Genomic DNA, 9,589 nt, shown 5'->3' with positions numbered 1-9,589 from the left:
GCAGATTGCACCATTCGCGGGCGTGTGGAGGCCTGGGGGCCAGTCACTCCTGCGTGGCCCGACGCTCTTGCCGGGTAGGAGCCGATTCATCGGCGATCCCGCGAAGCGGGCCAGGATGCCGCGAGCACCCTTCGCCGATGAATCGGCTCCTACCAAGCGAAGGTTGGTCCCTGACGGGGATCAATATCGAAGGAGCGCCGAGGCCCAGGTGAAGCCGCCACCGAAGGCCTCGAGCAGCAGGTTCTGGCCGCGCTTGACCTTGCCCGAACGCACGGCGTAGTCGAGCGCCAGCGGCACCGACCCCGACGACGTATTGGCGTGCTTGTCCACGGTGACGATGACCCGGTCCATCGACATGTTCAGGCGCTTGGCCGTCGCTTCGATGATGCGCAGGTTCGCCTGGTGCGGAATCAGCCAGTCGATCTCTTCTTCCTTCATGCCCGCGTCCGCCAGGGTCTCGCCGACCAGCGAATCCAGTGTCTTGACCGCGACCTTGAACACTTCGCGGCCCAGCATGCTGATCTTCACGCCGTGGTTCGGCGCGTCGGTGAAACCGGCGGACACGCCAACCGGGTTGAACAGCAGGTGTTTGAAACCGCCATCGGCGCGCATGCGGGTGGTGAAGATACCCGGCTCGTCGGAGGCTTCCAGCACGACTGCCCCGGCGCCGTCACCGAACAGCACGCAGGTCTCCCGCTCGGTCCAGTCGACCATGCGGGTGAGGGTTTCGGCACCGATGACCAGGGCCTTCTTCGACTGACCACTACGAACAAACGCATTGGCGATGCCCAGGGCGTACACGAAGCCAGAGCAGGYGGCGTTCACGTCGAAGGCGGCGCAGCCGTTCGCACCCAGGCGATGCTGCACGAGGCAGGCGGTGGACGGAAAAATGAGGTCGGGCGTGGTTGTGCCGAGAATGATGAGGTCGATCTCGGATGCCTTGACGCCCGCTGCCTCGAGGGCGCGCTGGGCTGCGAGGAAGGCAAGGTCGCCCGTGGTCTCGCCGTCGGCCGCGTAGTGGCGCTCGGAAATCCCGGTGCGCGTGCGGATCCACTCGTCGGTGGTGTCGACGATTTTTTCGAGGTCGGCATTGGTCACGACCTTGTCGGGAAGTGCGCTGCCGGTACCGATGATGCGGGCGTATTTCAGAACCGTTCCCCTATTCAGGGCCAAAGGCCATAAACGCAAAACGGCGCGTTACCGCGCCGCCTGCGTTGCGATCATCCCTGCGAAGGGAGATCAGTCTTCGATTTCAACCGCACCGCGGGTTTCGATGACCTTCTTACCGCGGTAGAAGCCATCCTTGGTCACGTGGTGACGCAGGTGTACTTCGCCGCTGGTCGGATCGGTCGACAGCTGAACGGTCGTCAGCGCGTCGTGCGAACGACGCATGCCACGGGTGGAAGGGGTCTTGCGGCTCTTGGCAACTGCCATGACAAATCTCCAGCGAAATTACTTTATGAGTCCGCGGAGTGCCGCGAACGGGTTTTCAGACGGATCCGGCAAGGCTTCTTCTTCCTCGTCGGCACCAACGATGTCATCGGGCAACTCGTAGTCCGGATTGACCGGAACCAGGGGCAGCGCCAACAGCAGTTCATCTTCGATCGTCGCGCGCAGGTCGAGCTTGCCGTCCTGTTCGACGAGGAGTGCCTCGTACCCAGGGGGCAGCGCGGCTTCCTCGATTTCTTCGACAATCAGTCCGAGACGTGTATCGATCTCAACCGGAAGCACGAACGGTTCCAGCGAACGCTGACAGATCACGGTCAACGGTGCCTTCGCACGTACAGCCACATAGGCGATATTGAACTCGTCGCGACCGAAGTCCAGCTCGTAGGTTACGTCGCCTTCGGGCGACGCAATGACTTCTCCGAGGCGGGCAAAAGCCGACACGGGAAGCGAGCCCTGGAACGAACGCCGCGCACGAACTTCGCGCCAAGCGTCCACGGACGATGGCAAGGTCACGGACATAATCGGGAAATGGTAGGCATCAACCTGCCTGAAGTCAACCGGTTAGCGGGTACAAACCGCAAGAGGCCTACTTTTGCGCACGGCGGGGCCTTTCGTGCAGACTCGCAGGTCAGGATGTAGTTTGCCGCAGCACACCCAACAGGGGGAAGAGCTAGCGTGTTTTCTTTTGGTTATTATGCACTTGCGGCCATCATCGTGGCCGCCATCGGGCTATGTGCCTGGGCGGTCGTCCAGCAGCGGACGCGACGGCGACACAGCGCCATGAAGGATCTGCTGGACAACGCCGACCGTCTCGAGGCCGATCTCAAGGACTGCCGCGACCGCCTTCAACGCGCTCACTCGGTTATGTCGGTCAGTCCCGACCTGCCGGCAGCGGGCGAAGTGGAGGCCCAGCAGGCGGTGGATTCCGGCCTGCGCGCCCTACTCCAGCAACGCCTGTGGATCCGCGACCGTGCACCCGGGGCCAGCCAGCGCGAGCTGGATGACGCCGTGGACGGCCTCGTTCGGGCACGCCACCAGCTGGAGCCGCGCCTGCGTGCGCTCGACGACGCGCAGACCGCACTCGACGTGGCAGTACGCGAACATATCCACAAGGAATTCTGAGTGTCCGCGCAACCTGTCGTCATCCTCGCGTCCACCTCAGCCTACCGCGCAAGCTTGCTCCGGCGTCTTCTCGAGGGGTTCGAACAGGCCTCGCCCGGTACCGATGAAGATCCCCTGCCCGGTGAAGCGCCTGCCGCACGCGCTGCACGACTGGCCGAAGCCAAGGCCCGCGCGGTTGCCGCGACACGCACCGGCTGCGTGGTGATCGGCTCGGACCAGGTCGCGGATCTCGACGGCACCGTGCTCGACAAGCCGGGCACGGTGCAGGCCGCGCACAAGCAGCTGTCCGCCAGTTCCGGACGAGAGGTCGTCTTCCATACCGCCGTCTGCGTGATCGACGCGAAGGGCAGGACCTCCCTGCACATCGACGAAACACGGGTGCACTTCCGCCACCTGTCGGCGCAGGACATCGAGCGCTACGTGGAACGCGAACGCCCGCTGGACTGCGCCGGAAGCTTCAAATGCGAAGGGCTGGGCATCGCGCTGTTCGAACGAATCGTCAATGACGACCCGACCGCGCTGATCGGCTTGCCACTGATCGCGACCTGCCGCCTACTGCGCGACGCCGGTGTCGCCCTGCCCTGAGCTACCCCGCACCGGCAGGATGGATGCCCGATATGCGTCGCGCCAGACCACGCAATCGTCGGGACTGTGAAGCGGTCCCGGAACGGCTCGCGCCGTAGCGTCATACACGGCAAAGCGACGGCGACCGTCAAAAAGATCGAGGCGCAGCACAGGCTCGACGATGTCGACACGTGAACAGATCGACGCAAGCCAGTCGCGCCTCTCGCGTTCGCGCAGCGAGGTTTCGTCGACCACCAGCAGGAGGCGTCGGCCGGCGAGTCTCGCCAGGCCAGCCTCGTTACTTCCCCACGCTGCCAGTTGCGCGGCACGCCCATGCTTGGTGTTCAACGGGCTGTCGAGTGAATAAATAGCGCCGGCACCACCGAGCGCAAAACGCAGTTCTGCCGCCAACATGAAATTATCGGCCACGATGAGCGACGAGGGTTCCCTCGCCTGCAGCCCGCGCACCGCGTCGCTGCTTTCACGCCAACCGGTGAAGTTCGAAGGAAAGGCCTTCACCCCGGCGAGTACGCGGGCGCCATTCGGCGACGCCGCCAGGCCGAGATAACCCAGCCCGGCGAGAAGACCGCAGCCGGCGAGTACGAAGGCCGCCATGGCAAATCGGCGCCAGGTGCGCCCGGCACGGGCGAGCAAGGTAGGCAATACAGCGCAGAGGAGAACGAATCCGGGAAGCGGCCAGTGAGCACGGAACCGAACGTCGTCGGCAAACAGGCCAAGCACGAAGTAGAGAACGATGAAGCTTCCGGCAAGGGCGGCAATCACGTCGAACGGTGCTTCGCCTCGCCGACGCCAGGCCTGCCACAAGGCCCACATCAGCACGATCCACGCGAGTGGCGTGCACGCCGCGGCCTGCTCGAGCGGCTGGACCAGTGCGTCCGCGTGGAAGCGCCACGGATTGCGCTCCACGAGCTGGAATGCCAGCCCCGCACCGCGGGCGGCGACGTTATAGATCACGAGGGGAAGCAGGCCGAGTGACGCTAGCGCCATGGCCAGCCAGAGGCCGGGACGCCYCCATTGCATGCGTCCTCGCGGTGTCGCCAACAGGAACAGCAGGCCAGCGAGCATCGGCATCGCGGCGCGGTAGTGAGTCACCCAGGCAATGGCCAGCCCCGCACCGAGCAGGCTCCAATCGCGCAGGCGATTCGCTTCAAGCGCTGCCACCAGACCTTGGGTGGCGAGGACGATGGCGAACGTCAACGGCACGTCGGGCAGCGCCAGGACGCCCATGCTACCTACCAGCGGGAGCAGCAGTGCGAAGGTCGCCGCCCGCCAGCGCGCGGCCTCGCCACTCAGACGCTGCGCGAGGGCGCCGACCTGCCACGGCAACACGGCACCGATGAGCAGGAACGGCAGGCGCATGGTGAAACGTCCATGGCCGAACATCCCTTCGGACAAGCCGATCAACCAGGCCGTCAGCGGCGGCAGGTCGCTGTAGCCCCAGGCCGGGGAGAGGCTTTCCTGCCAGTAGAAGGCCTCGTCACCGAAGGGTGACAAGGTGGCCGCTATGACGACTTTCAGTAATAACGCCGCGAAGAACATGATGAGGAACATGCCTCGCCACGATCGCGTCGCCACCGCTACACTGGAACGCTCAAACATCGACATTGCCAGGCCTGGGGGCACACGCATCGATCATGTCAGCGACGACTCCGCTCAACGATGAAATGCTCCGCCACCGACTGGATGGCGCACTGGCACAGGTCAACAGCGTGCTGCTCGGCAAGCCACGCCAGGTCAAGCTGGCCTTCACCTGCCTGATCGCCGGCGGCCACCTTCTCCTCGAAGACGTACCCGGCGTCGGCAAGACCACCCTGGCGCACGCACTGGCCGCCACGTTCGATCTCGAATTCCAGCGCATCCAGTTCACCAGCGACCTCCTGCCATCGGACATTATCGGGGTCAGCGTCTACGAGCGCGAGACAGGTCAGTTCCGTTTCCATCCGGGCCCCATCTTTACCAGCCTGTTGCTCGCCGACGAGATCAACCGTGCGACGCCGAAATCGCAGAGTGCCCTGCTCGAGGCCATGGCCGAGGGACAGACTACCGTGGACGGCGTCACCCACGAATTGCCCAGGCCGTTCTTCGTGGTCGCCACGCAGAACCCGCTCGACCTGGCCGGCACCTTTCCCTTGCCGGATTCGCAGTTGGATCGCTTCATGTTGCGCCTGAGCCTGGACTATCCCGACCCCGCGGCCGAACGCGCGCTGCTGATCGGCGAAGATCGCCGCGAACTGATGGCTTCGTTGAAGCCACGCCTCGACATCGCGGCGATCAGCCAGTTGCATGCCGCCGCGCAGGCGGTGAAGGTCAGCAGCGCCCTGCTCGACTACCTCCAGGCGCTGCTCACAGCCAGCCGGAAGCACAATGAGGTTCGCGTCGGTCTTTCGCCGCGTGCCGGACTGGCATTGCTCGCCGCGTCGCGTGCCTGGGCGATGATCAGCGGACGCGATTACGTTATCCCCGAAGACGTCCAGACGGTATTCGTGCCTACGGCGGCCCATCGCCTGGTCCCCGGCCGCGGTAGTCACCGAGAGTCGATCGCGCGGGCGATCCTTGCCGAGACCGCGGTGCCCTGATGCCGCCAGCGGGGGAACGGATCGTCGCATGGGCGGAACGGAGGTTGCCTTCACTTACCCGTATGCGCAGGCGCGAGCCCCTGCCGATCCTGCTTCATCGCCGCCGTATCTACATCGTGCCGACCGGCTTCGGCGTGGGTTTCTCCCTGTTGCTGGCCGTGATGCTCATTGGCGCGCTGAACTACGCGAATAACGCCGCCCTCATGCTCACCTGCCTTCTCGGCGCAGCTACCGCCGGTAGCATGCTGGTGGCGTTTCGTACGCTCAACGGCCTGTCCGTCGGAGGATTGCGCGCCGGCACCGCCCGTGCGGGCGAGCTCATCCGCGTCTCGCTCGACATCGCCGCAAGCCAGCGCGAGCGCATGGCCATCCGGCTCGATGTCGCCGACCGTGAGCACGTGGTGGTGGTGATCCCCGGCGCACCGGCGACCATCGAGTTCGCGCTGGCCACCGATTTCCGCGGCTGGCTGTCCCTTCCGCGCATGCGGCTGCATACGCGCTGGCCGCTCGGCATGTTCCGCGCATGGAGCTGGCTCAACCCGGATAACCCCGTCCTGGTCTACCCACGCCCCGAGGCGCTCGGGCCGACACCGTTCGAGCCAGAGGGCGATGCCGACCGCGGTCGCCCTCGCGCCGGCGACGAGTTGGCCTCCCTGCGCGACTACCGTCCCGGCGACCCTCGCCGGCAAATCGCCTGGAAACTGAGTGCGCGCCATCATGGACTGCTGGTGAAAGACCTGGAACAGCCTGCACCGAAGGAAGATTGGCGCCTGGACTGGGACAGCATGCACGGGCTCGATGACGAATCGCGCATTTCCCGCCTCGCCCGCTGGGTCGACGAAGCCAAGGATTCGGGACGACGCTGGAGCCTGCGCCTGCCGGACGGCTATTTCGATATCGCCCAGGGCGACGAGCATTACCACCGCTGCATGACAGCACTGGCCTTACGCCCATGACGCGCTTTCGCCTTTCGCTCAGCCGTGCCCCGGTCGACGAGCCTGTCCTCGCGCAACGCCCTTTCGACCTGCTCTGCCTGACCATGGCCAGCGTGCTCGTGGTGCACGCGCTGCACCTGCCGTGGTGGCTCACCCTCACCCTGGCCCTCGTGCTCACGGCACGCTGGCGCCAGCGCCGCACAGGCGGAAGGAACGCGCCGTTCTGGATCAAGCTACCCTTGATCGGCCTGCTGCTTGCCGTCGTTATCTCTTACTACGGCACCCTGTTCGGTCGCGAACCAGGCAGCGCCTTCGCCGTCGGCCTCCTCGTGCTGAAGATGCTCGAGAGCGAGCACCGTCGCGATGCACGGGTGGCAATCGCCTTCGCCTGCTTCGGCCTGATGAGTGCCTTGCTCTTCGACCAGGGTCTCGCCGCCAGCTTCGTCGTTGCCCTCGGCCTGGTGCCAGCCGTCGCCACGTTACGCTCCGTCGAGGAAGTCGACCCCCAATCGCAGCCTCTACGCCGCCAACTCCTGCCGGTGTTGATCACGCTACTGGCCGCCGTCCCGCTCGCCGCGTTCGCCTTCGTGTTCGTGCCTCGCCTGAGCTCGCCTTTATGGGGTGCGCCCACGGCCGATAAATCCATCACGGGCCTGTCCGATCGCATGGCACCGGGTGAGATGGCTGAAGTACTCACTGACGATACGCCTGCCATGCGCGTGACGTTCGACGGCACGCCGCCGATGAACGAGAGCCGTTATTTTCGCGCGTACACCATGACCAACTTCGATGGTCAGAGCTGGAGCCCCGACTACAACGGCGGCTCGCGTGCACCCGGCACACTGGAAGGCGAAGCACGTTTCAACTACGAGATCACCCTCGAACCGACACGCCAGCGGGTGCTGCCGGTGATGGACATGCCTGTGGAGGCGCCCAGCGATGCAAGGCTGCGTGGCGACCGCACCGCTGAGGCGGACCGTCCGGTCGACGAGGTCTATCGGTATCACGCCTCCGCCACCACCGACTATCGGCTCGACGCGAGCATCGACGACCGGCAACGCCGGCAGGCACTCCGGCTTCCGGACGGTGTAGGGCCCCATGCACGCGAACTGGCGGCCGGCTGGGCCAGCCAGTACGGCAACGATCACCTCGCCATCGCCCGTGCCGCCCTCACCATGTTCCACGATGGCGGCTTCCGCTACACCCTCGCGCCCGCGCCGCTCGGCCGCGACCGCATCGACGACTTCCTGTTCCAGACCCGCGAGGGGTTTTGCGAGCACTTTTCGTCGACCTTCACCTTCCTGATGCGGGCTGCCGGTGTACCGGCGCGCGTCGTCACCGGCTACCAGGGCGGATACTGGAACAAGCTCGGCTCGTATCTTCTGGTCCGTCACGCCGATGCGCATGCCTGGTCGGAGGTCTGGCTGGAAGGACGAGGATGGGTACGCTTCGATCCCACCGGCGCGGTACGTCCGGAACGCGTCAGTCTGGGTGCGGCGGCAGCGGCGGCGGCTGGCAATAGCAGCGAGGGTGGCCTCTTCGACATGGCCTGGCTGCGCAATGCACGCGACCACTGGGACGTGGTCAACCAATGGTGGAACCAGGCCGTTAATGGCTTTGATGCGCTTCGTCAGGAAGGCATGCTTCAACCGTTCGGCATTCGCCGGGCGGAGGTTGGCGATCTGGCGGTTATCCTGGCGGTGGGCTGCGCATTGCTCGTCGCAGCGGCTCTTGGCTGGGCCATGTTCCAGCGACGTGAAGGCGATGCGTTGGACGCGTGGATGCAACGTCTAGAGCGAAAGCTCGCACGTACAGGCGTGACGCGACGGATAGGTGAAGGTCCCCGACACTTCTTCGCCCGCGCGGCGCGTTCACTGCCCGGTCAACGAAATGCCTTGGAAAGGTTGAGCCAGCTTTACTTACGGTCACGTTATGCCTTTGACGAACCGCCGCCTGAATCACTCAGCGAATTCAGGCGGCAGGTGAAGGAATTAAAGGTGCGCCGCGTGGTCAAATAAGGACATGGCATCGGCCGTGTCCGGTGCCTCTGGGAGATGTGACATGTCCATGTACAAACCGCTGGTCATCGCCGCCGCGACGCTGGCCCTTGGCGCATGCGCCACGGTGCCGCAGCCGCTGCAGGGCCAGTTCAACGACGTCTCGACGTCCGGCGCGCAACAGGGCGGTGCCCCGGGCGCGAAGGTTCGTTGGGGCGGCGAGATCATCAAGACGGAGCCGGGTCCGCAACAGACCTGCTTCTTCGTGCTGTCCGAACCGCTCGACAGTGAAGCTCGCCCGACCGCCAGCAAGACCGACAGCCAGGGCCGCTTCGTGGCCTGCCGCGACGGTTTCTACGATCCGGAAGTCTTCACCCGTGGTCGCGAGATCACGGTGACGGGTACGCTGCATGGCGCCGTCTCGCAGAAGGTAGGCGACTTCGACTATGCCTATCCGCGCGTCGAGGCCGACGTCGTTTACCTCTGGCCGAAGCGCGTGGCATACCAGAACTACGGTCCCGGCTTCTACGACCCGTTCTGGGGTCCGGGGTTTGGTCCGGGCTGGGGTGGTTACGGTTACGGTGGTTACGGCCCCTGGGGCGACCCGTACTGGTACCGCCCGCGCACGATCATCGTACGCCCGCCTCCGGGCCCGCATCGCTGATCCAGCAAACAAAAAAGCCGGCTCGCGCCGGCTTTTTTTTTCGGTTCTTCGCGGATGACCGGGGCCCGGCCGCTCAGCTTGCAGACCGGGCGTTCTTTCGCACCTCGCACCTCGGCCATGGCTCGCCTTCGGCTTCGCGGGGCTCGGCTTTGCCATCGCTCTCTACACTTGGGCGTCTCGCGGGGAGACCTTGGTGTCCACCCTCGCTGCTCAGACACGTCCTCCGCGTTCGAGAAGGAAAGGCCGCTGACGCGGCCCATG

Annotated in this window: 10 protein-coding genes; 6 read left to right on the top strand and 4 right to left on the bottom strand. The window is 65.2% G+C overall.

Translation table 11 applies throughout. The annotated features are described in order from the left end of the window. Positions 1-180: 180 nt before the first annotated feature. The 3 genes from AC1DSN_RS13085 to AC1DSN_RS13075 form a co-directional block, all read right to left on the bottom strand. Positions 181-1,149, bottom strand: coding sequence for a beta-ketoacyl-ACP synthase III (locus tag AC1DSN_RS13085; protein ID WP_477331045.1), 969 nt, complete (start codon positions 1,147-1,149; stop codon positions 181-183). Positions 1,150-1,239: 90 nt separating this feature from the next. Continuing rightward, positions 1,240-1,434, bottom strand: coding sequence for a 50S ribosomal protein L32 (gene rpmF / locus AC1DSN_RS13080; RefSeq protein WP_046968738.1), 195 nt, complete (start codon positions 1,432-1,434; stop codon positions 1,240-1,242). A gap of 18 nt (positions 1,435-1,452) precedes the next feature. Continuing rightward, entirely contained in the window at positions 1,453-1,968 is a 516-nt protein-coding gene (locus AC1DSN_RS13075; RefSeq protein ID WP_063574027.1) for a YceD family protein, read from the bottom strand. Between the two features lie 156 nt (positions 1,969-2,124). Here AC1DSN_RS13075 and AC1DSN_RS13070 point away from each other — a divergent pair, with 156 nt between their 5' ends. Then, positions 2,125-2,571, top strand: a complete 447-nt coding sequence (locus AC1DSN_RS13070; RefSeq protein WP_477331043.1) for a hypothetical protein — start codon at positions 2,125-2,127, stop codon at positions 2,569-2,571. Then, positions 2,572-3,156, top strand: coding sequence for a Maf family protein (locus tag AC1DSN_RS13065; protein ID WP_477295079.1), 585 nt, complete (start codon positions 2,572-2,574; stop codon positions 3,154-3,156). It begins immediately after the preceding gene. Here the strand turns inward: AC1DSN_RS13065 and AC1DSN_RS13060 are convergent. Further along, on the bottom strand, positions 3,124-4,707 hold the full coding sequence (locus tag AC1DSN_RS13060; RefSeq protein WP_477331041.1) for an ArnT family glycosyltransferase: 1,584 nt from the start codon (positions 4,705-4,707) through the stop codon (positions 3,124-3,126). The two genes, AC1DSN_RS13065 and AC1DSN_RS13060, sit on opposite strands and share 33 nt — an antisense overlap. A gap of 83 nt (positions 4,708-4,790) precedes the next feature. On the opposite strand from AC1DSN_RS13060, the gene AC1DSN_RS13055 reads away from it, so the two are divergent. The 4 genes from AC1DSN_RS13055 to AC1DSN_RS13040 are packed head-to-tail and all read left to right on the top strand — an operon-like array spanning position 4,791 to position 9,328. After that, positions 4,791-5,732: an AAA family ATPase gene (locus tag AC1DSN_RS13055; RefSeq protein WP_477295083.1), complete on the top strand. Its 942-nt coding sequence runs from the start codon at positions 4,791-4,793 to the stop codon at positions 5,730-5,732. Between the two features lie 44 nt (positions 5,733-5,776). Beyond that, positions 5,777-6,688: a DUF58 domain-containing protein gene (locus AC1DSN_RS13050; RefSeq protein WP_477295085.1), complete on the top strand. Its 912-nt coding sequence runs from the start codon at positions 5,777-5,779 to the stop codon at positions 6,686-6,688. Beyond that, entirely contained in the window at positions 6,685-8,685 is a 2,001-nt protein-coding gene (locus AC1DSN_RS13045) for a transglutaminase TgpA family protein (protein WP_477331039.1), read from the top strand. The genes AC1DSN_RS13050 and AC1DSN_RS13045 overlap by 4 nt, the downstream gene beginning before the upstream one ends. Positions 8,686-8,728: 43 nt before the next feature. Further along, entirely contained in the window at positions 8,729-9,328 is a 600-nt protein-coding gene (locus AC1DSN_RS13040; protein ID WP_477331037.1) for a Slp family lipoprotein, read from the top strand. Positions 9,329-9,589 lie beyond the last annotated feature (261 nt).

It is taken from the genome of Luteibacter sp. P4_D7_3 (genome assembly GCF_056401735.1).
Note: the sequence above shows the minus strand (reverse complement) of the source record. Positions and strands in the feature narration are given on the sequence as shown.